Source organism: Marinilactibacillus sp. GCM10026970 (assembly GCF_042660675.1).
GTDB lineage: Bacteria > Bacillota > Bacilli > Lactobacillales > Carnobacteriaceae_A > Marinilactibacillus.
This window is the reverse complement of sequence record NZ_JBHSUL010000035.1, coordinates 59,573-79,674: the sequence shown is the minus strand read 5'-3', so window position 1 is coordinate 79,674 and position 20,102 is coordinate 59,573. Positions and strand designations below refer to the sequence as shown.

General features: G+C 37.2%; 19 protein-coding genes. 18 read left to right on the top strand and 1 reads right to left on the bottom strand.

The genetic code is table 11. From position 1 onward, the window contains the following. The first annotated feature begins 17 nt into the window (after nucleotides 1-17). Complete coding sequence (locus ACFP65_RS12145) at nucleotides 18-1,298, top strand: glycoside hydrolase family 27 protein (protein WP_379918981.1); 1,281 nt, start codon at nucleotides 18-20, stop codon at nucleotides 1,296-1,298. 71 nt (nucleotides 1,299-1,369) lie between these two features. Here ACFP65_RS12145 and ACFP65_RS12140 read toward each other — a convergent pair whose 3' ends face one another. Then, nucleotides 1,370-2,008: a pentapeptide repeat-containing protein gene (locus ACFP65_RS12140; protein ID WP_379918979.1), complete on the bottom strand. Its 639-nt coding sequence runs from the start codon at nucleotides 2,006-2,008 to the stop codon at nucleotides 1,370-1,372. A gap of 166 nt (nucleotides 2,009-2,174) precedes the next feature. Here ACFP65_RS12140 and ACFP65_RS12135 point away from each other — a divergent pair, with 166 nt between their 5' ends. From ACFP65_RS12135 to flgN, 17 genes are all read left to right on the top strand, one after another. Then, nucleotides 2,175-5,459 (top strand): SNF2-related protein, encoded by a 3,285-nt coding sequence (locus ACFP65_RS12135; protein WP_379918977.1) that lies wholly within the window; start codon nucleotides 2,175-2,177, stop codon nucleotides 5,457-5,459. 107 nt (nucleotides 5,460-5,566) lie between these two features. Further along, nucleotides 5,567-5,914: a GRAM domain-containing protein gene (locus ACFP65_RS12130; protein ID WP_379918975.1), complete on the top strand. Its 348-nt coding sequence runs from the start codon at nucleotides 5,567-5,569 to the stop codon at nucleotides 5,912-5,914. Nucleotides 5,915-6,031: 117 nt separating this feature from the next. Further along, nucleotides 6,032-6,967 (top strand): tRNA (adenosine(37)-N6)-dimethylallyltransferase MiaA, encoded by a 936-nt coding sequence (miaA, locus tag ACFP65_RS12125; protein WP_379918973.1) that lies wholly within the window; start codon nucleotides 6,032-6,034, stop codon nucleotides 6,965-6,967. Nucleotides 6,968-6,971: 4 nt separating this feature from the next. Continuing rightward, entirely contained in the window at nucleotides 6,972-8,204 is a 1,233-nt protein-coding gene (hflX, locus tag ACFP65_RS12120; protein WP_379918971.1) for a GTPase HflX, read from the top strand. Nucleotides 8,205-8,485: 281 nt separating this feature from the next. Further along, entirely contained in the window at nucleotides 8,486-10,738 is a 2,253-nt protein-coding gene (locus ACFP65_RS12115; protein WP_379918969.1) for a methyl-accepting chemotaxis protein, read from the top strand. 27 nt (nucleotides 10,739-10,765) lie between these two features. Then, nucleotides 10,766-11,242 (top strand): chemotaxis protein CheW, encoded by a 477-nt coding sequence (locus ACFP65_RS12110; protein ID WP_379918967.1) that lies wholly within the window; start codon nucleotides 10,766-10,768, stop codon nucleotides 11,240-11,242. A 35-nt stretch (nucleotides 11,243-11,277) separates the two neighbouring features. Further along, nucleotides 11,278-11,760 carry a chemotaxis protein CheD gene (locus ACFP65_RS12105; RefSeq protein ID WP_379918965.1) on the top strand — a complete coding sequence of 161 codons (483 nt, stop codon included), beginning with the start codon at nucleotides 11,278-11,280 and terminating at the stop codon, nucleotides 11,758-11,760. Nucleotides 11,761-11,804: 44 nt separating this feature from the next. Further along, a complete protein-coding gene (gene cheB, locus ACFP65_RS12100; RefSeq protein ID WP_379918963.1) occupies nucleotides 11,805-12,815 on the top strand; it encodes a chemotaxis-specific protein-glutamate methyltransferase CheB in 1,011 nt (336 codons plus the stop codon). 9 nt (nucleotides 12,816-12,824) lie between these two features. Further along, nucleotides 12,825-13,604: a CheR family methyltransferase gene (locus ACFP65_RS12095; RefSeq protein ID WP_379918961.1), complete on the top strand. Its 780-nt coding sequence runs from the start codon at nucleotides 12,825-12,827 to the stop codon at nucleotides 13,602-13,604. A gap of 25 nt (nucleotides 13,605-13,629) precedes the next feature. Beyond that, nucleotides 13,630-15,633: a chemotaxis protein CheW gene (locus tag ACFP65_RS12090; protein WP_379918959.1), complete on the top strand. Its 2,004-nt coding sequence runs from the start codon at nucleotides 13,630-13,632 to the stop codon at nucleotides 15,631-15,633. Further along, the gene (locus tag ACFP65_RS12085) at nucleotides 15,630-16,232 is read left to right on the top strand and encodes a chemotaxis protein CheC (RefSeq protein WP_379918957.1); all 603 of its coding nucleotides are present in this window, start codon (nucleotides 15,630-15,632) and stop codon (nucleotides 16,230-16,232) included. The genes ACFP65_RS12090 and ACFP65_RS12085 overlap by 4 nt, the downstream gene beginning before the upstream one ends. A gap of 22 nt (nucleotides 16,233-16,254) precedes the next feature. After that, complete coding sequence (locus ACFP65_RS12080) at nucleotides 16,255-16,617, top strand: response regulator (RefSeq protein WP_379918955.1); 363 nt, start codon at nucleotides 16,255-16,257, stop codon at nucleotides 16,615-16,617. Nucleotides 16,618-16,702: 85 nt separating this feature from the next. After that, the gene (locus ACFP65_RS12075; RefSeq protein WP_379918953.1) at nucleotides 16,703-17,116 is read left to right on the top strand and encodes a chemotaxis protein CheW; all 414 of its coding nucleotides are present in this window, start codon (nucleotides 16,703-16,705) and stop codon (nucleotides 17,114-17,116) included. Then, nucleotides 17,116-18,120 carry a flagellar motor switch protein FliM gene (gene fliM / locus ACFP65_RS12070; protein WP_379918951.1) on the top strand — a complete coding sequence of 335 codons (1,005 nt, stop codon included), beginning with the start codon at nucleotides 17,116-17,118 and terminating at the stop codon, nucleotides 18,118-18,120. The genes ACFP65_RS12075 and fliM overlap by 1 nt, the downstream gene beginning before the upstream one ends. Continuing rightward, a complete protein-coding gene (gene fliY / locus ACFP65_RS12065; RefSeq protein ID WP_379918949.1) occupies nucleotides 18,113-19,225 on the top strand; it encodes a flagellar motor switch phosphatase FliY in 1,113 nt (370 codons plus the stop codon). The genes fliM and fliY overlap by 8 nt, the downstream gene beginning before the upstream one ends. Nucleotides 19,226-19,442: 217 nt before the next feature. Further along, nucleotides 19,443-19,727 (top strand): flagellar biosynthesis anti-sigma factor FlgM, encoded by a 285-nt coding sequence (gene flgM, locus ACFP65_RS12060; protein ID WP_379918947.1) that lies wholly within the window; start codon nucleotides 19,443-19,445, stop codon nucleotides 19,725-19,727. Nucleotides 19,728-19,730: 3 nt separating this feature from the next. Next, the gene (gene flgN / locus ACFP65_RS12055; protein WP_379918945.1) at nucleotides 19,731-20,096 is read left to right on the top strand and encodes a flagellar export chaperone FlgN; all 366 of its coding nucleotides are present in this window, start codon (nucleotides 19,731-19,733) and stop codon (nucleotides 20,094-20,096) included. Nucleotides 20,097-20,102: the final 6 nt, after the last annotated feature.

The window sequence follows — 20,102 nt, the reverse complement described above, 5'->3', positions numbered from 1 at the left end:
GGAAGGAGTCAATTTGAATGAATGAATTTAGAACATGGGCCAAGACACCACCAAAAGGATGGAATAGCTGGGATTGTTTCGGTGCAGCAGTAACAGAAACAGATATACATGAAAATGCCCAATATATATCAGAACATCTGAAAGATTATGGTTGGGAATATGTGGTTGTTGATATTCAGTGGTATGAACCAGAAGCAGATTCTTCGGTTTACCATCCCTTCACAGATCTAATTATGGATGAGTATTCAAGATTGATGCCGTCCGAAAAACGATTTCCGTCTTCTGAAAACGGGAATGGGTTCAAGCCACTGGGTGAGTATATTCATTCACTAGGGCTTAAATTTGGAATCCATATTATGAGAGGCATCCCAAGACAAGCCGTCCATCAAAATGCTAAGATCAAAAATTCTGACTATACAGCAAGAGATATTGCTAAGCCGAATTCAATATGTCCATGGAACACAGATATGTATGGAGTTGATCCATCTCACCCTGGAGCGAAAGCCTACTATACTTCCTTAATAGAATTGTATGCTTCTTGGGGTGTGGATTTTCTAAAAATCGATGATATAGCTGATTCGAAATTGTATGGAGGACATGTTGAGGAAATTGAACTGATTCGAGAAGTGATCGATGAGTCAGGAAGAGAAATCGTGTTGAGTTTATCTCCTGGTCCCGCTTCTTTGGAGCATGGTAGTTTCTTGCAGAACAACGCAAATATGTGGAGACTGACAGATGATTACTGGGACAATTGGTGGCAGTTATACGAAATGTTTGAGAAAAGCGCAAAGTGGTCTCCTTTCGTAAGAGAAGGAAACTGGCCAGACTGTGATATGTTACCACTAGGTCACATCGGTGTAAGATCCGTCGATGGTGGTGGGGGCGACCGTATGTCCAGGTTTACAAAAGAAGAGCAGAAATCGATGATGTCGCTTTGGTCTATCTTCAGGTCGCCGTTGATGTTTGGAGGACATTTGCCAGATAATGATGAATGGACTTTGAAGTTACTTCAGAATCGCTATCTTCAAGAGTTGAACGAGCATAGTCATAGCGGATTTGAAGTGTCTAGAAAAGAAGATATCGCAATCTGGCACAGTCAGGGAATGGATTGCGAATGGTTAGCTGTGTTTAATTTGAATGATTATTCAAAAACCACAGAAATCGATTTTAGTAAAATCCTTCTTGAAGCAAAGGGTTCGGTCATTGATGTTTGGTCAGATGAAAGGACAAACTACCAAGAAATTACTCAATTAGACATCCAACCACACGACGTAAAACTTTACAAAATCACTAAATAATCATAAAAAAGCGTAATAATCCAAGTGTGAGAATTGGATTGTTACGCTTTTACTTTGTATAGCCCTAAACGCTAATCTTCAACAACTAAACCTAATAACTGCATAAAACCAAGGGCTTGTTCTCTGTTTACAATAGCGCCTTTAATGTCTTGGGTATTCACAACGATTTTTTCAAAAGTAGATGTTCTCAAATCGACGCCGTTCAAAGAAGTATTAGAAAAACGAATACCGGACATATCGCATTCATCAAATTGAATGTTTTTCAATTTGTTCTCGTAGAAGTCACTTTCTTTCATCTGACAAGAAGTAAATCGTACGTTTTTATGTTTCGCATAAGCGAATCCAGACAAATCTAACATGCTTTGATTAAATTGAACATCTTCAAGAAAACTATCTCCGAAGGATATACCGTTCATTCTACATTGCCTGAATTCGACTCTTTTTAAAGCTGATTCATCAATTTGAGCGTTGATACACTGGCAGTGATCAAAAAGGACATCTTTGAAATAAGCATTCGGTACACTGAACTGTTCAAAAAAAACATTTTTAAATATCATATTCTTGAATTCTACATTTCGCAATGAATCAAGATGAATTGTACAATCCTGAATCAGTACATGTTCTAATACTGGATCTTCGTAATCAAGAACCGCTTCAAAGTCAGCTTCTGGTAAATTTAGAGGAAGTTTTGGAGGAAGAATTTTTTTCATTATATTGGACTCCTTATGTCATTTAATTAAAATTAGTGTATCTCTTTCTTTAATCTGTTACAAGTAACGATAATATTTGGTATAATGAAAAGATAATGAATGCTTTGACTGAAGGTTCAACAATAGACGACAAGTAACGTTTAAAACTGATTAAAGGATGACATGCATGTTCAAAAAGCAATTTTTCCCTGAGAGTACGATAAAAAGCTTAGCGTCGAATACGAATGTATTTGCTGAAGGATTAAAACTATCTGGTGACCAGGCGGTAAAGCTTACTTCAGTAAATGATAAGGAAAGCACTTTGGTATTTTCAGTTGAAGATGCTAGAAGCGAGCAGGTCAACCTTAGATTCTATCCAAATGGGGTGGCTAAGAAGTACCACTGTACCTGTGTTCCTTTTGAAAAAAATTCTGGAGCATGTAAGCACGTAGTGGCAAGTATGCTTCAAGCCAATTTAGTACAACAAGATGACCTGAAAAAAGTATTGAAGTCTGCTCCGGGAGCTGCCCTTAAGGAACCGATGTTTTCCTACAAAAAAAGTGAAGAAGCACTCAAGCAGCTAATTCAAGTATCAAAACAAGAAATTTCCAGACAAACAAATGACTATAAAAATCAATCTTTGAAATTTGAATTTATCTTGAACGTTAGTGGAACGGGTTATGCTTATGCTTACGACCTATATATGAAAGTTGGTCTAGATAGATTATACGTAGTAAAAAATATTCCACACGTCATTTCAGAGATTTTGGAAGGTCGTTCATATGAATTTGGTAAAAACTTTACCTATGATCCTTATAAGCATGGTTTGAATCCAGCAGATAGAAAAATGCTTGAAATACTGTATGATGTCTATCATTTAGTAAGATCTGCGACACCGGTGGGCTATGCCAATTCTTATCAGAACAAGAGCGATATCGAAATACCTTCAAGAAGTCTTAAAATGGTGTTAAAAGCTCTAGAAAAAACGGATGGAGGCTTTGTTAGGTTCGGCCGACCACCAAAACATTTGATGAAACTAAGTGATTTGGATAAAGTATTGATCACGGATTCTTTTGAGCGATTCCCACTTAAATTTCAATTAGAGAAGAAAGAGCAACTGTATCACTTCTCTATTATGGAAGAAGATACAGATGAACTTGAAATGAACTTCCATCGAGGCGCAAACATTGTCGAATGGAATCATGAGTTTTTCTTCCTGACTTCGGAACAATATAACTTGTTGAGCAACTTAATGGAAGTATTCAGTAAGAGCCAACATGCTCCTTTGGTGATGCGCTCTAGAGACTTAACGGAATTCGCCTCTACTGTGCTGTCACAGTTATCTTCATTTTTAGATATCGAAGTCAACCAAGAAGTGCAGCAAATCGTTTTTCGAGAAGAGTTGGTCGCACAATGTTATATCGATACATTAGATGACCAATTACTGATCAGTCCAGTGTTTAAATACGGAGAACTAACGATTTTCCCGCTTAAAGATCAGCCGATCGATGAAGCAATGGAAAAAGTTGTGATCAGAGAATTAATCAAAGAAGACGGCCTGCTTAGATTAGCACATGAATGTTTAAGTACCGCAGTTGTTAGAGACGGACGCTGGGTGCTGGATTCATTAGATGAGTTAAGTGAGTTTCTCTATGAAAGTTTACCAACCCTAGCTGAACAATTTGAAATCTTTATGTCTACGAATGCGAAGCAATTAGTCTATGAGCCAAGAACAGCGCCTTCAATTTCAATCGAATTAAATCGAAACTCCAATCTTTTGGATATCAACTTTGAAGCAGAAGACATTGAAGCGGATGATTTAAAAGAATTGATTAGACAACTCAACAACAACAAACACTACTACCGTTTATCTAACGGTAAGATTTTGAATTTAAAAGAAGAGAAATTCAAGCAATTGAACGAAACCGTTCAGAAGATGGATATTGATACAGACGATATTAAAGAGGAAATGACCGTACCATTGTTCCAAGGGTTAACCGTACTCGAAGATTCTATTATCAATCAAGGGAATCAATTCAGGAAGCTAACGCAGCAATTGCTGGAACCACAGAATTTGAATTTCGAGTTGCCTAACGAGCTTCAAGCAGATCTTAGACCGTATCAGAAAACTGGGTTCAACTGGCTTAAATCACTTGACCATTATGGATTTGGTGGGGTGCTAGCGGATGATATGGGGCTTGGGAAAACACTTCAAACCATCACTTTCTTGCTTTCTAAAGTGCAAGAAGTTGGCGGACAATATCTGATCATTTGTCCTTCGAGTGTCTTATATAACTGGCAGCACGAGTTTCAAAAATTCGCTCCAGGTATTCAAACGATTCTAGTAGCCGGTTCTATAGAAGAACGAGAAGCCGCTATTCGTCAATCGATTGAAGAAGAAATTCCAGTACTCATTACGAGCTATCCGTTGATTCAAAGAGATTTCCTCTTGTATAAAGATCATAATTTCAAAACGATTGTTTTGGATGAATCTCAGAATGTGAAGAATAGTTCAGCTAAAACGACTCAAGCTGTGATGCATTTGAAAGCTGATACTAAGTTTGCTTTATCTGGAACGCCGATTGAGAATAATCTTGGAGAGTTATGGTCACTATTTTCTATTGTTCAACCTGGACTGTTTAAAAATAGGAAAGCTTATAAACAGACAACGCAAAGTCGCATTGCAGCTAAAATTCGTCCTTTCGTATTAAGACGACTGAAGCGTGATGTACTGAGTGATTTACCTGCTAAAACAGAGACGACGGAATATATTGAACTATCACCTGAACAAAAACGCATTTATCAGTCTCAATTAACGATGATACGTGAAGAAGTCAAAGGGATGATTCAAGAAAATACGTTTGAAAGAAATCGAATTCGTGTACTCGCTGGGATGACAAGATTAAGACAGATTTGTTGTGATCCATCACTGATCTCTTCAGATTTTGAAGGAGATAGTTCTAAGCTTGAGCGATTACTAGAATACCTTGAAGAAGCAAGAATAAATGGAAAGCGTGTTGTCTTATTCTCTCAATTCACGTCAATGCTAAGTATCATAAAAGATCGATTAGATAAGCAAGAAGTGGATTACCACTATCTTGACGGTCAGACTAAAAATGAAGACCGATTAAAACTGACGACCCGATTCAATATGGGAGAAAAGGATTTATTCCTGATTTCACTTAAAGCAGGCGGGACTGGATTGAACCTTACCGGTGGAGATACAGTAGTCTTATATGATTCATGGTGGAACCCAGCCATTGAAGACCAAGCAGCTGACCGTGTACATCGATATGGTCAGAAAAATGCTGTTCAAGTTATTCGTTTAATTGCTACGGGTACAATTGAAGAAAGAATCAATGAGTTACAAGCGAAAAAACGTGAGCTAATTGATGATGTCATTGAAACTGGAAACGAGAAAACGATTACGAGTCTGTCAAAAGATGAAGTATTGAACTTGTTGAACGATTAATAGCGTTTTTGTGCTTTTGGAAGTGTCTTTAGTTGTATAAGCCTATCATTCGGCATAAAATACGTTTATAAATCATTAAGAATGATCTCAAAGAGAAGGTGTGTTAAGTGAAAAATGAATCAAGAGCTTTAGAGCTACCACCTGAAGAGTCGATCATACTTGAAAAAAAAGCCAACAAAAAGAAGGACGGATTCAAGTATCTTGGTGGTACAATTACCCTTACAAATGGTGCGCTTTATTTTAATCCACAAAAAAATACGTCCTCTTATGATAGCACGCGTATTCCGCTGACAGATATTCATGTATTGAAAAAGGGTGTTTCAATAGGCCTGATTCCTAATAGGATTGTTGTTGGGGATAATCAAGGAACGGAACATATATTTGTTGTAACAAATCGAAATCAATTTTACGAAGCAATAGAAACGCAATTAAGTCACAAAGTTTCAAAAGACTAATTCAGGAGCAGCAACTTCATCTGAGGTTGCTGCTCTTTTGATTTGATCGATTCAGTTAATTCGCAATTGTTCCTGTGGTATACTGATAGTTAAGGACTATCGTACTGGAGGTAAATTTTGAAAGAAAAAATTATCATCATAGTTGGACCAACTGCTGTTGGAAAAACAAGTTTAAGTTTGGAAATTGCTGAGTACTTTAATGGAGAAATCGTCAGTGGAGACTCAATGCAAGTATACAAATCACTAGATATCGGAACAGCTAAAGCTACGCAAGAAGAAAGAAACAGAGTGCAACATCATCTCATTGACGAAGTAGAACCTGATGAATCCTATACTGTTTCTGATTTCAAAGAAAAAGCTACAAAAGAAATTCAGAACATATTAGCTAAAAATAAGGTTCCCATTATAGTTGGGGGAACAGGTCTCTATATAGAATCTCTCTTATATGATGTCTCCCACGGTGGAGAAGCAGAACCAAACCTTGCTTATAGAGAAACAATGGAACAACTTGCTTTAAATGGCGGAAATCTAGCGGTTTGGGAGAAGTTGAAATCAATTGATCCAGAAGCTGCAGAAATGATTCATCCGAATAACTTAAGAAGAGTGATACGTGCGCTTGAGGTTTATCAGACCACAGGTGTGTTGTTCTCCACATTGCAAAAAGAAAAAACAGATAAAGAGCCTCTTTTTGATGCGCATATCATCGGATTAACAACAGATCGGGCGCTTTTATATGAAAGAATCAATCAAAGAGTGGAAGAAATGGTAGAAAAAGGTTTGATGAAAGAAGCTGAACAATTGATTCAAACGGTTCCTGAAGGTGCGCAAAGTGTGAAGGGCATCGGCTATAAAGAATGGATCCCTTACTTTCAGAAAAAGTGTAGCCTTGAACAAGTTATAAACTCAATCCAACAGAATTCTAGAAGATACGCAAAACGTCAGTTAACGTGGTTTAGAAATCGTACGAAAATTGATAGCTGGTGGAATCTAGTAGAAGAACCAGAAAAAATGGACCAGATAAAAAGTGAACTTAAAATTTTTTTAAGGGTGTGAGTAGATGAAACAGGAAGAAGAATATGAAAAAGTCGTTGTAGTCGGTATTCAGACAAAAGAAACAGATAATCAATTTAGATATTCTCTGGATGAATTAAAACAACTCGTAGAAAATGCTGGTGGTAAAGTTGTCGGAGAATTGACTCAAAAAAGAGATCGTCAAGACACTAAGACCGTTATCGGTAAAGGGAAATTGAATGAGTTAAAACATTTAAGTGAAGAAGTTGAAGCTTCTACGATCGTTTTCAACCAGGAACTGTCTCCTAGAAATGTTAGAAATATCCAAGAGGAAGTGGAAGCAAAAGTCATTGATAGAATACAAGTAATCTTGGATATTTTTGCTTTAAGAGCACAAAGTAAAGAAGGTAGACTGCAAGTACAACTAGCGCAATTGTCATACCTGTTACCTAGATTAGCTGGACAAGGAGTGAACATGTCTCGTTTAGGTGCCGGTATTGGAACACGTGGACCAGGAGAAACGAAATTGGAGACAGACAGACGTCATATCCAGAATCAAGTGACGGACATTAAAAAAGAACTAAAAAAAATCGAGTCTCACCGCGAACGTAGTAGGGAACAGAGAAAACAAAGTAATGTCTTTCAAATTGGTTTGATTGGGTATACAAATGCTGGTAAATCAACAATCTTAAATATGACCACAAATACTGGAACATTTGAGAAGGATCAATTGTTTGCTACTTTGGATCCTTTAACGAGACAAGTAGAACTACCTTCAGGTCTTAAATCAACTATGACTGATACGGTTGGCTTTATTCAAGATTTGCCCACACAACTCATTGAATCTTTTCAGTCTACACTAGAAGAATCAAAGGAAGTAGACTTATTACTTCATGTAGTGGATGCTGCTGAAGAGAACATATTAGGTCACGAGCAGACTGTATTGGACCTTCTTAAGGAACTGGGAATGGACAGTATTCCCCGTCTAACGGTCTATAATAAAAAAGATTTAGCGGATGAACATTTCCAACCGAGTCTTTATCCCAATGTCGTTATTTCAGCGAAAGATCCAGATGATATGGAAGTTTTGTTTGAACAGATTGAAAAGAGTATCAAAGAACAAATGGTGCCTTACTCAGTTGAAATTTCTAATGCACGTGGGGACTTACTGGTACAGCTGAGAAACGAAACGATTATAGAAAGACAATTATATGATGAAGAAAAGCAACTTTATTTTGTAGAAGGTTTTACAAAAAAAGAGTCTAAATGGAGTCGCTAAAGAGAGCGTTCATTCTTGTGCAAATTTAAATTAAATAAAATTAAACCCGAAACCATTGTGGAATGACGCAATGATTTCGGGCTTTTTTCTGTCCTTATCATCTATTCATTAGTGTAATGAACGATCTTGTTCAAACTTTTGCAATATAAGTAGATTATATTGCGAATTCAAACTAAACTTTCAGCGAAACTAACCGATAATAAGTAATAATCAGTCAGTAATATTTTTATGCTTTCAAATAAAGGTATGATTCTGTACCATAAAAGGAGTTCGTCAAATTAATGGAAAAAGTAAATGAACAATGGAACAAGTTGAAGCAGAATATGAGTAAACTCGATTGGTCAAAATTAAAATTTTCAAAAACAAATCAAAGTAAAAAAGATCATAAAAGCGTTAGGTGGCCTATAACAATAAGTTTAACGATTGTAATGCTGATTCCTGTATTAATAACGTTAATGTTTTCATACATACAAACAACAAATATTTTAACGCAAAGAATTGAAGAACAAGAAAGACAAATCACAACCAATATCGTTAGTACGATTAACAGTGCAGCAATAGCAGCAGAGTCAACTGTGGAACGACTAGCAATGGATTCGATATTAAATCAGGTATCCTCCGGTATAGAAGGCGCTAGTTCAGATCTTAGCTCACGCCTTCAGTACATCACTTCAGGGAACAGATATATTGCGGATGCTTACTATATCGCTACAGGTACAGAGCCGGATTATGTCTCGACGGTTTCATTGAACGGAAGGGGTGCGCTATCGCAAACATTACCTTGGCTAACAGCTGCATCGGAATCTACAGGATTGATGTGGTCAGCGCCATATGAACTGAATAATAAAACGCGCATGACGGTTTCGAGACCCTTAGTTGCTGGAAGAGATGTCATTGGTGTTTTAGCAGTCGACTTAGATCTTGATACCATCAAAACAGACGTTAAAAATGCAGAAATCGCTGATACAGGTTCTATTCAGATTTTCACCGATGAAGGAGTTGCCATTGCTTCACCTGACGAATCTATTATTGGTGAAAGTTATGGAAGTGACCCATTCTTTGTTTCAGCTAAAGCTGCAAGCGCTGAGAACCCAACAGGATTTATCCAAGACAAAACAGTCAACAATGAGAAATTCGGCATCTATTATGAAAGTTTAGATTCCTTAGGGTTAAAAGTATTCGGTATGGTAACCGCTGATGAAATGCAAAACGAAATTAGCGCATTAAACAAAGTGATCTTCTTCATCACGATTTTCACAATCATTCTTGCAGCGATTATTTCTTATTTTGCTTCAAGTATAATTATGTCTATCGCGAACTCACTTATGAACTCTTTCAATCAGGTTCGTAACGGAAACTTGACACACCGTCTTAAATATAAAGAGCTGGTAAATAGTAACAACCCATTAACACTTTTAGTTAGCAAGTTTTCTAAAAAGAAATCTGATCAAGTAAATACAGCAGATTCAGACCTTGATCCAAAAGGAAATGAACTGCATCAAATTGCGATTGTATTCAATGAAACGATGGAAACATTTGAAGATACGATTGCGATGATACAAGGAAATAGCTTAAATGTTTCTGAAATGGCGACTTCTTTAACCGAATTATCTGATCAAACAAGTCGAGCGACTGCCGAAGTTGCACAAACGATTTCTGGTGTTGCTGAAGCAACAAGTACGCAGACACAAGACACTGAAGAAACAGCAAACCAGATGAATGAACTATCCGTTGCTTTAAATGATATTAATGATGCTGTTGGTAAAATGGGCGAACATGCAGACACAACAATGGTCTTGAATGGTAGCAATACCTTCGCGACACAAGATGTTGATGCAAACTGGAAAACAACCTTATCTACAATTAATGGACTGAAAGTTCAAATTGAAGAAGTTGATGGAGATATTCAAAATATTGAAGGTATCGTCAACGCGATTACCAATATTGCTAAGAAAACAAACTTGCTTGCACTGAATGCTTCTATAGAAGCAGCACGTGCTGGTGAAGCCGGTAGAGGGTTCGCTGTAGTAGCTGAAGAAATTAGAAATCTCGCTGAACAGAGTGCACAGTCTTCTAAAGATATTCAGAATATCATTCATATGGTTCAAAGCAAATCTACAAGTATGGTTGAACACTTGGAAGAAACGAATCAAGAAAGTGCTGTTCAAACTGAGAAAATCGGCGAAGCATTAACGGCTTCAGAAAATGTTGCGAGCTCACTTGAACAACTCGTTGCGAGTATGATTGTCGTTATGCAGTCATCTTCTGTAATCAATCAACGTAAAGATGAAGTTGTCTCACAATTAGAGAATATTGCTGCTTCTGCAGAAGAAAATTCTGCTGGTACACAAGAAGTTTCAGCGAATGCTGAAGAAATACTTGCAACGATGGAAGACTTTTCCGCACATATCAAGAATTTGGAAAGTGTTGCAGATCATTTGAAGGAATCAGCTAAACGTTTTGAAATTAAATCATCACAAGCACCAGTGAACTTGGAAGAAGATGAAACAGATCTGAATCCGCAGCTCGTTTAACATGAAAAAGAGGAATGAGGAACTGTAATGAATAAACACATATTATTTAGAGTTGGAGAACAAAATTATGCAATCTCTATAGCTGAAACGGATAGAGTCGTTCATATAGAGAACTATACGATTGTACCGGATGTATCATCTTATATTATTGGCATGCAAGATATTGAAGGCACGATCGTACCCATGATTGACTTATCTGAACGATTCTTTAAACAAAGATTAGAGAGTTTTGAGCAAACAGATACAGTGGTCGTGAAATGGAAAGAAGAAAAAATTGGCTTAACAGTAAATGAAGTGCTTGCTGTTGAAGACTTCAATGAAGATCAAATTTCAACAAAAGAAGCTATAGGAGAGAAAAAAGATGGTGTTTCCACCTCTTATATCTCTGCCTTTGTTCAAACTAAAGATGGGATTGTACCGATCTTGGACCCTCACGCGTTATTTAGCGCTGATCAGGCAGAGGAAATGCAGGCGTTACTTGCCATTAACCATATACAAAACTAAAGTAATCGCTTAGTAGAATAACGGAGGATAAGACCATGTCTGAACAAGTGAAGGTAGGCATTTCAGATTATAAAATTTCTGAGCCGCCCAATCATTTAGTGACTATTGGACTCGGTTCATGCATAGGGATTGCTTTACACGAACCGATTACGAAAAAAGGCGCACTGATTCATATCATGCTGCCCGAAAGTGAAGGATTCAAAGATACGACAAAATGGGAAAAATTTGCAGACTTGGCGATACCAAGAGTTGTAGAACAAATACAAAAAGAAACTGGCAAAAAGAAACTAATCGCAAAAATTGCCGGTGGTGCTAGTATGTTTAAATTTAATAATCAAAACGATACAATGCAGATTGGAAAAAGAAATACATTAGCAGTTGAAAAGACCCTGAATGAACTGAAGATTCCCATTTTAGGAGACCATACAGGAGGCAAAATGGGGCGTTCAATGTTTGTTGATCTAGAAACATTTGAAGTGACTGTTCGGATGGTCAACCGTGAAGTGCATATATTATAATCCTGCGAATACCGCAAGAGTGAATAAGTAAAGGATGCTGGAAAATGTCGATAAAAATAATGGTCATTGATGACTCGGCATTCATGCGTAGGATAATGAGTCACACCCTTCAGGAGATTGAAGGTGTAGAAGTACACAGCCTCATCAGTTGTGGTAAAGAAGCAATTGAAAAACTGAAACAACCTTTTCCTGATCTGATTACAATTGATGCCCAGGTGCCTGATTTAAATGAAACAAGTGAGCTCAAAAAACTCATTCAAGATCACACTATTCCAGCAGTTATGATCAGTTCATCAGACAGTAAAAAAGAAACAACGCTTAAAGCACTAGAAATGGGTGCAGTTGATTATCTTCAGAGACCGCAAGAATTAAATAGAGACTGGGGAATTTTTCAAGAACGTCTGGAAAAGAAAATTCAGTTATTTGCGAAACCTAAAAAGCAACTAAATCAACTACCTAACAAAAACATAAGACCAAAAACCAGTAGCTTTACTCTACCAGTAGAAGCCGTTGTTATAGGCGCTTCTACTGGAGGACCCAAAGCACTCATTGAAGTTATAAAAGTATTACCACCAAAAATAGGTATTCCAGTCTTTATCGTCCAACATATGCCAAAAGGCTTTACAACGTCCTTCGCTAATCGACTGGATTCAATAGCAGCTTTAACCGTTTTAGAGGCAGAAGATGGACAGAAAATACAAAAAGATACCGTTTATCTCGCACCGGGAGGTAAACACATGGTGCTAGAAAATGACAAGATAAAATTGACTGAGGTAGACAAAATTCATGGCGTCAGACCTGCAGTCGACTATCTTTTCGAAACGGCTGCTCTAAAATATGGTCATCATCTTGTCGGAGTTGTTTTGACCGGAATGGGTAACGATGGTGCAAAAGGAAGCAAAGCGATTAAAGAGAACGGCGGATATATGATTACACAGAATCAGGAGACATCGGTTATCTACGGTATGCCTAGAAACGTTGAGGAAAAAGGCTATTCTGATAAGGTAGCAAGCCTATATGATATCGGCGATATCCTAAAAAATATGATTGGATGAAAATAAAATATGGCGACATTAAATTTTGACTTTTTCTATGAGTGGGTCTTGAGCAATTTGAATATCAACTTGAATGCCTATAAAGAGAAGCAACTTCAAAGAAGAATCGGTACAATTATGAAACAATCGGGTGCAACGACTCTTGAAGAATATGCAAAAAACATCTCTAAAGACGAAATACTTAAAAAACAATTTCTGGATTATATAACGATTAACGTTACAGAATTTTTTAGAAATAAAGACTTATTTGATAACTTTGAATTAATGATCAATACGCACTTATCACCTAAATTTAAAGAACTGAAAATCTGGAGTGCCGCTTGTTCTATCGGAGCAGAACCGTATTCACTAGCCATGATCGCACAAAAAAATAATATCAAATTAAAACAAAAAATCATTGCTACAGACATCGACCGTACGATATTAGATCGTGCTGCAAAAGGGTATTACAGAGACAACGAATTAAAAAACGTTTCATTAGTAGATAAAAGTACGTATTTTGACTTTAAAGATGGTTACTACTGTATACAGAACGCTATCAAACAAAAAGTTCAGTTCAAGCAGCATGATCTCGTTCAAGATAAATATGAAAAAGGTTTCCATGCAATCGTCTGTAGGAATGTTACGATTTACTTCAAGTCAGATGTTAAAGATGAAATCTACCTAAAAATGGCAGACTCTCTTGTTACTGGTGGATTGTTGTTTACCGGCGCAACAGAAACCATTTATCAGCCTGAAAAGTATCAGTTAAGAAAAATTGCCTCATTTATATATGAAAAAATAGAATAATCTACGAAAGAAGGAGGAGATGAGTATGGAAGATAACAGCGCCTACCGCGATCTGTTCTTTGAAGAAACAGATACGAATTTAGAAATATTAAACGAAGAAGTTCTAAGACTAGAACAGAACCCAGAAGATACAGAAATCATTGACTCAATCTTCCGCGCTGCCCATACGTTAAAAGGTATGGCCGCGACAATGGGCTATAATACAATGGCAAAATTAACCCATTCTGTTGAGAACGTATTTGAATTGTTTAAATCAAAAACAGCTAAAGTAGATACAGGAACCGTTTCGTTGATCTTCGATTGTCTAGATACACTTACAGAAATTGTTGAAGCATTAAGGGCCGGCGAAAGTGATGAGTTAGATATCTCAGCACTTGTTGCAAGACTTGAAGCTGTCCCAAATGGAACGGAAGCATCTAGTGAATCAACTATTGAAGAGCCTCAGTCAGACAAAATGGATTTGACATTAGAAAAATTAGATCCGTCTGATCTAACCGTGGTTGAACAAGCAGAACAAGCAGATTACAAAGCATTTGTTATTGCAGTCAAAGTGGATAAAGACAGCTTTATGAAAGCTGCTAGAGCCTTTCTGGTTATCAATAAATTGGAGCAAGAAGGCGATATTATTCACACAGAGCCTTCAGCAGATAAAATCGAAGAAGGAGAGTTTGAAGAACATTTCAAACTCCTACTCTTAAGTAAACAAGAGGAATCGACTCTAAAAGAACAAATTCTTGAAACGAGTGAAATTGAAGAAGTTTTAATCAAACCGTTTGAGCAAGCACCTAGCATTGAAGAAGAGGCGCAACCAGTTAGCAAAGAAGTTGTCGTTCCTACTGAAGCGGAAGTAAAAACTGCTGCACCAAAGAAATCTATCTCTAAACAAACGATTAGAGTAGATCTATCCAGACTAGATCAGTTTATGAATTTAGTATCTGAACTAGTTATCCATAGAACAAGATTAGAAGATTTGACAGAAAAAGAAAAACTTCAAGAATTAACTGAACCGCTAACAGAAGTTGGACGGATTACGACAGAGCTTCAAGAACTTGTTTTACAGTTACGTATGCAGCCATTCAATGTCGTCTTGCAGCGTTTCCCAAGAATGCTTAGAGATTTGGCGAATGAACTGGGTAAAGAGATTCAACTGGTTACTGAAGGGGAAGATACTGAACTAGACAGAACCGTTATCTCTGAAATTGGCGAGCCAATCATTCACCTGTTAAGAAATTCAGCTGACCACGGTATTGAAATGCCAGATGAAAGAGAAAGACTAGGAAAACCAAGACTTGGAACGGTTAAACTAGCTGCTTATCCAGAAGGGAATAGAGTGGTTGTTACCCTTTCAGACGATGGTAAAGGTTTGAACCCTCAAATGATCAAAGAAAGTGCAGAAAGAAAAGGGATTGATACAACTGGACTTTCTGATGAAGAACTTCAACAGTTGATCTTCCATCCAGGATTTTCGACCGCTGCGAAAGTAACGGGTATCTCTGGACGTGGAGTAGGAATGGATGCTGTTAAAGAAAAGATTTCTAGCCTGAATGGAACGATCGAAACGATCAGTGAAGTAGGGAAAGGAACTACATTTAAAATCGTTCTTCCGCTGACACTTTCAATCATTCAATCTCTTCTCGTTCGCTCTGGTGGAGAAACCTTTGCAATGCCTCAAGCCATTATTGATAAGGTGAATCGTTTTGAGGAAGAAGAAGCCATTCAAGTACATCAAAACGAGGTCTATCGATACAACGATACGACGATACCGATTACCCGGTTAACAAGAGCCTTGAATCTTGAAGAAACAGATGATCGCAACGCGCATATCATTATCGTATCTATTGGTGATGAAAAACATGGATTGGTTGTAGATGAATTAGTTCAGCAAAAAGAGATTGTCATCAAAAAACTCGGAAAAGAACTCGGTGAAATGAAACAATTTCTCGGAGCAACAATCATGGGAGACGGGAGTATTAGTCTGATTCTTGATATCACTTCAATCTGTAAAGAAAGAAGGGAAGTTAGACAATGAGCCTTGACGAATCATTACTTCGATTAGACGCTTTACAAGAAATGGTCAATATCGGTGGAGGAAATGCGGCAACGAGTTTATCTAAACTGATTGAAAGAAAAGTTGAAATGGATGTTCCAACGCTTGAAGTCATGAACTATGATGACGTTTATCAGAAAATTCGTGGCGAAGAAGAAGTGATTAAAGCGGTACTAATGAATGCACTCGGTGATGAAGATGAATACGGCATTTTCTTATTTGTAGTCGATCCTGAAGATGCCGATCAGTTAGCTAAAATGATTATGCCAGAAGGAATCGAATTAACAGACGAATTAATCGATTCTTCCATTTCAGAGCTAGTTAACATATTAGTCCACTCTTTTATAACGGCTGTCATGAAGATAATCGATACAATGATTATTTCCACAGTACCGATTATGGTTGAAGATATGTTTGGTTCGATTGTAAGTAGTGTTTATATGGAACAACAACAATATGATGACAACATTTTTATCATAAAAAATGAATTTTATAGTCTTGGACACAAAATTGAAGGAAGTTTGTATTTTGTACCCAAGCCTGGTGTGTTAGAATTATTATTGCGTCGATTAGGCGTATAGGATTGAAGGGAGAAATTTAAAAATGGCTAAACGTGTATTAATCGTTGATGACGCAGCATTCATGCGTATCAAACTAAAAGATATTTTAGAAAAAAATGGATATGAGGTAGCAGCAGAAGCACAAAATGGTGTTGAGGCTGTTGAGAAATTCAAAGAAACTCAACCAGATCTAGTGACTATGGATATCACTATGCCAGAAAAAGATGGCGTTGAAGCACTTAAAGAAATCAAACAACTTGATCCAAGTGCAGTTGTTTTAATGTGTTCAGCAATGGGTCAGCAATCTATGGTTATGGATGCGATTCGTGCGGGAGCTATTGATTTTATTGTAAAACCTTTTGATACAGAACGTGTTATTAAAGCTTTAGATAAAGCAAGCCAGTAAACTTATAAAACGGTGAAGTTGTGCATTCATAAAATTGTCACACCTACACCGTTTTATTATAAGTATAATAAGGAGGGACGAAGTCATGCAGGTAATTGTGTTTCGTCTAGGAGAAAGAACTTACGGATTTTCCACTGACAGAGTAGAAGAAATTACGACAATTCTATCAACGACTAAAGTACCACATGCTCCAGAGTGGACTGTGGGTCTAGTGAACTTAAGAGGGCAAGTCATGACATTAGTTGATCTTGATAAACTTTTGAATGAGACAAGTGCTACTGAGGAAGACTGGTACAAAAACACCATCATTATACATACTGAAGAGAACCCTATCGCTTTAAAAGTAGGTCCAGTAATTGGTGTAACCGATGTCGAAGAAAGTGAATTTCAGCTAAGTGGGGAAGAAGAATCTGTGATTTCTGGATATCTATCTGTTTACGACAGTATCGTAAGCGTTATTGAATTGGATCAGATCTTTAAGGAGAAAGAGGAAGTATAATGAGCCAACAAGTCCTGTCACAACAAGAAATTGATGCATTGTTGGATGCAATGGACAGTGGCGAAATTGATACAGAACAAATGGTAGAGGAACTGGATTCCCCTAAAGTAAAACCGTATGATTTTCGTCGACCCGTTCGTTTGTCAAAAGAGTATCTATCAACCATCACGATGGTATTCGAAGACTTTTCCAAAATTGCAGTCAATTTGTTGTCTACCCAACTGAGAAAGCCCGTAGATATTAAAATTGCGGCAATTGAGCAAGTATCGTTCGATGAATTCGTTCATTCAGTTCCAAGTTTTACCTTAATGGGTATTTTTCAAAGTAAACCACTTAGTGGGATGCAGATTATAGAAATCAATCCTCAGTTCAGTTTACAAATGGTCGAACTCCTTTGTGGATTCGGCGAATTATCAGATGAAATTTTACCATCAGATAAAGATAGTTTCACAGATATTGAAAGAGCTATTTTGGAAGATGTTACGACTTCATTTTTGCGTTCTTTTGAGACGGCTTGGAAAGAAATTACAGAATTAAAGGTTGAATTAGAATATACGGAAACGAATCCGCAGTTACTACAGACAATGTCTCCGAATGAACCTGTCTTACTTGTTACATTCTCGGTTACACTTGATGAACAGAAGACTTTTATCAATATGTGTGTACCTTACATATTCTTTGAGGACATGCTGGATAAATTAAGTTTCCGCAACTGGTTCCATTCAGGTAAAGAATTTGATTCTTCTGAAAGAGGGCAAATTTCTAAGAACCTTGAACAAGTTCCATTGAATCTGGAAGTCTTGCTTGGTGAATCTCAGATGACCATTTCTGATTTCCTTGAAATGGAAGAAGGCGACATTATTCAGTTGAATGAGAAAACGTCGAAACCATTGACAATGTATGTTGAAGACAAGCCTTATTACAAAGTGAAACCAGGAATGATTGAGGATCACCTGGCAGTAGAAGTTATGAAATTTATGGGAGGAGAGAGTACCGATGAGTAGCGGTCAAATGTCACAAGAAGAAATTGATGCATTGTTAAATGGGTCTGGTCCAATAGAGACAGCTGTAGCGGAAGAAGAAACAGCAACAGTAGATCACACCATTCCACAAGAAACAAAAGACATATTAGGAGAAGTTGGAAACATCTCTATGTCTCAAGCTGCTACGACACTTTCTCAATTATTGAATCGTACGATTAAAATTACGACACCTGTTGTTTCAGGTGTTACGTTAAAACAAATTATTGATGAATGTGAAGTACCAAAAGTCGTTACAACGATTGGATTCAAAGAAGGATTAGTCGGAAACAACGTCTTAATGATTGATGTTGAAGATGCTGTCATTATTGCGGATCTTATGATGGGTAATGATGGTAAAGATGTAGAAGGTAAAGAATTTACTGAGTTGGAACTGAGTGCAGTTGCTGAAGCGATGAACCAGATGATGGGTACGGCTTCTACAGCAATGGCGACAATGTTCAGTAAACCAATAGATATCTTGCCTCCAAACGTTGAAGTATGGCAAAGCCCAGAAGAAGCCACTTTGGAAAATATTACAGATGAAAGTACGATTTGTAAGATTTCTTTCCAACTAAGTGTTGAAGGTTTACTAGAAAGTGAAATCATGCAGATTTTACCTCTTGAAACAGCGATGGAAATCGTTGAAATCATGCTCGGTGATGAAGCTGAGGTCGTTCAAGGACGTGAGCAAGAAGAAGTGGTTGCTGAAACACCAGCGCCGGCTCCGGCTGTTTCCCCCGTTCCTGAAGCGCCAAAACCTCGGGAATCAGTCAATGTTCAAAAGCCTAAATTCCAAGATCTAGAACAAACTGGAGCAAAATCTTCTCCGAGAAACCTTGATTTAATCATGGATGTACCACTAGATTTCAGTGTTGTCTTAGGTAAAAGTAAAAAGACAATCAAAGACATATTGTCACTAGGTACAGGTTCAGTTGTTGAACTGGACAAGATGACAGATGAACCACTCGAGATTTATGTAAATGGTAAACTGATCGCAGAAGGCGAAGTTGTTGTTATTAACGAAAGCTTTGGTATTAGAATTACAAACATTTTGAGTAAAGAACAGCGCATCACACATTTAAATTAATCACTTAGCTTAAAGACACGAACTTGTTTCGTGTCTTTTTTTGTCCACTTTAATCTATTAAACTTTTAAGCTATACTATTGGAGTTGAACATTTAAATAAATAGGCTTAATAATCTTTAAAGCCTTCCGATAATAAGTACTGTATAAAACTCTTACTAGAGTTCTTTAACTAGAAATTACAAACTTAACCAAAATAATCATAAAAGAGGCGATCATGATGAAAATCAATAACCAACATAAAAGCTATCTAAATTCTGTAAATCAAACAAAATCAGGACAGTCTGCTAAACAAACTAAATCTGAAGAAACACCTAAAAACCAGGCACCAGTTCAAGTGAATATCTCAAAAGAAGCACAAGCACTTCACGATGCTGAAAAAACTGTTTTTTCTGAAAGAGTAGAGTCCATTAAAGCTGCTATCCAAAATGGAGATTACGAAGTAGACGCTAGCAAAATTTCTTCAGAACTAGTGCGCACGATCCAGTCACAAAAGGAGCAGTAATTCATGTCAAAAACAGAACAAGTTTTGGCTAAAATGATTGAACTCAAAGAAGTATTAAGTGAAGAGCGAGCAGTTTTGATCCAAAACGATGGGGAAAGACTGCTTGAACTCATTTCAACTAAAGAAGAAATCATGCTAAGTTTAGCGGATTTTGACGAAAGTGAAATTGAGATAGAACAGTTAACCGCGATTACTGGAGAAATCAAAGAGCTACAAGAAACAAATTTGATGTTAACGGAACAGTCAATGCGTTTTACGGAGCAATTAATTTCAAGTATTCAAAAAAACGTTACAAAGAAAAATACTTATTCAAAAACAGGGACATTCGAGAAATCAGGGCAGACCGCATTTCTAGACCAGTCTTTATAAGGAGTA

Coding starts and splice junctions, on each gene's coding strand:
- ACFP65_RS12145 (WP_379918981.1), top strand. CDS start 18: ATGAATGAATTTAGAACATGGGCCAAGACACCACCAAAAGGATGGAAT.
- ACFP65_RS12140 (WP_379918979.1), bottom strand. CDS start 2,008: ATGAAAAAAATTCTTCCTCCAAAACTTCCTCTAAATTTACCAGAAGCT.
- ACFP65_RS12135 (WP_379918977.1), top strand. CDS start 2,175: ATGTTCAAAAAGCAATTTTTCCCTGAGAGTACGATAAAAAGCTTAGCG.
- hflX (WP_379918971.1), top strand. CDS start 6,972: ATGAAACAGGAAGAAGAATATGAAAAAGTCGTTGTAGTCGGTATTCAG.
- ACFP65_RS12115 (WP_379918969.1), top strand. CDS start 8,486: ATGGAAAAAGTAAATGAACAATGGAACAAGTTGAAGCAGAATATGAGT.
- ACFP65_RS12110 (WP_379918967.1), top strand. CDS start 10,766: ATGAATAAACACATATTATTTAGAGTTGGAGAACAAAATTATGCAATC.
- ACFP65_RS12105 (WP_379918965.1), top strand. CDS start 11,278: ATGTCTGAACAAGTGAAGGTAGGCATTTCAGATTATAAAATTTCTGAG.
- cheB (WP_379918963.1), top strand. CDS start 11,805: ATGTCGATAAAAATAATGGTCATTGATGACTCGGCATTCATGCGTAGG.
- ACFP65_RS12095 (WP_379918961.1), top strand. CDS start 12,825: ATGGCGACATTAAATTTTGACTTTTTCTATGAGTGGGTCTTGAGCAAT.
- ACFP65_RS12090 (WP_379918959.1), top strand. CDS start 13,630: ATGGAAGATAACAGCGCCTACCGCGATCTGTTCTTTGAAGAAACAGAT.
- ACFP65_RS12085 (WP_379918957.1), top strand. CDS start 15,630: ATGAGCCTTGACGAATCATTACTTCGATTAGACGCTTTACAAGAAATG.
- ACFP65_RS12080 (WP_379918955.1), top strand. CDS start 16,255: ATGGCTAAACGTGTATTAATCGTTGATGACGCAGCATTCATGCGTATC.
- ACFP65_RS12075 (WP_379918953.1), top strand. CDS start 16,703: ATGCAGGTAATTGTGTTTCGTCTAGGAGAAAGAACTTACGGATTTTCC.
- fliM (WP_379918951.1), top strand. CDS start 17,116: ATGAGCCAACAAGTCCTGTCACAACAAGAAATTGATGCATTGTTGGAT.
- fliY (WP_379918949.1), top strand. CDS start 18,113: ATGAGTAGCGGTCAAATGTCACAAGAAGAAATTGATGCATTGTTAAAT.
- flgM (WP_379918947.1), top strand. CDS start 19,443: ATGAAAATCAATAACCAACATAAAAGCTATCTAAATTCTGTAAATCAA.
- flgN (WP_379918945.1), top strand. CDS start 19,731: ATGTCAAAAACAGAACAAGTTTTGGCTAAAATGATTGAACTCAAAGAA.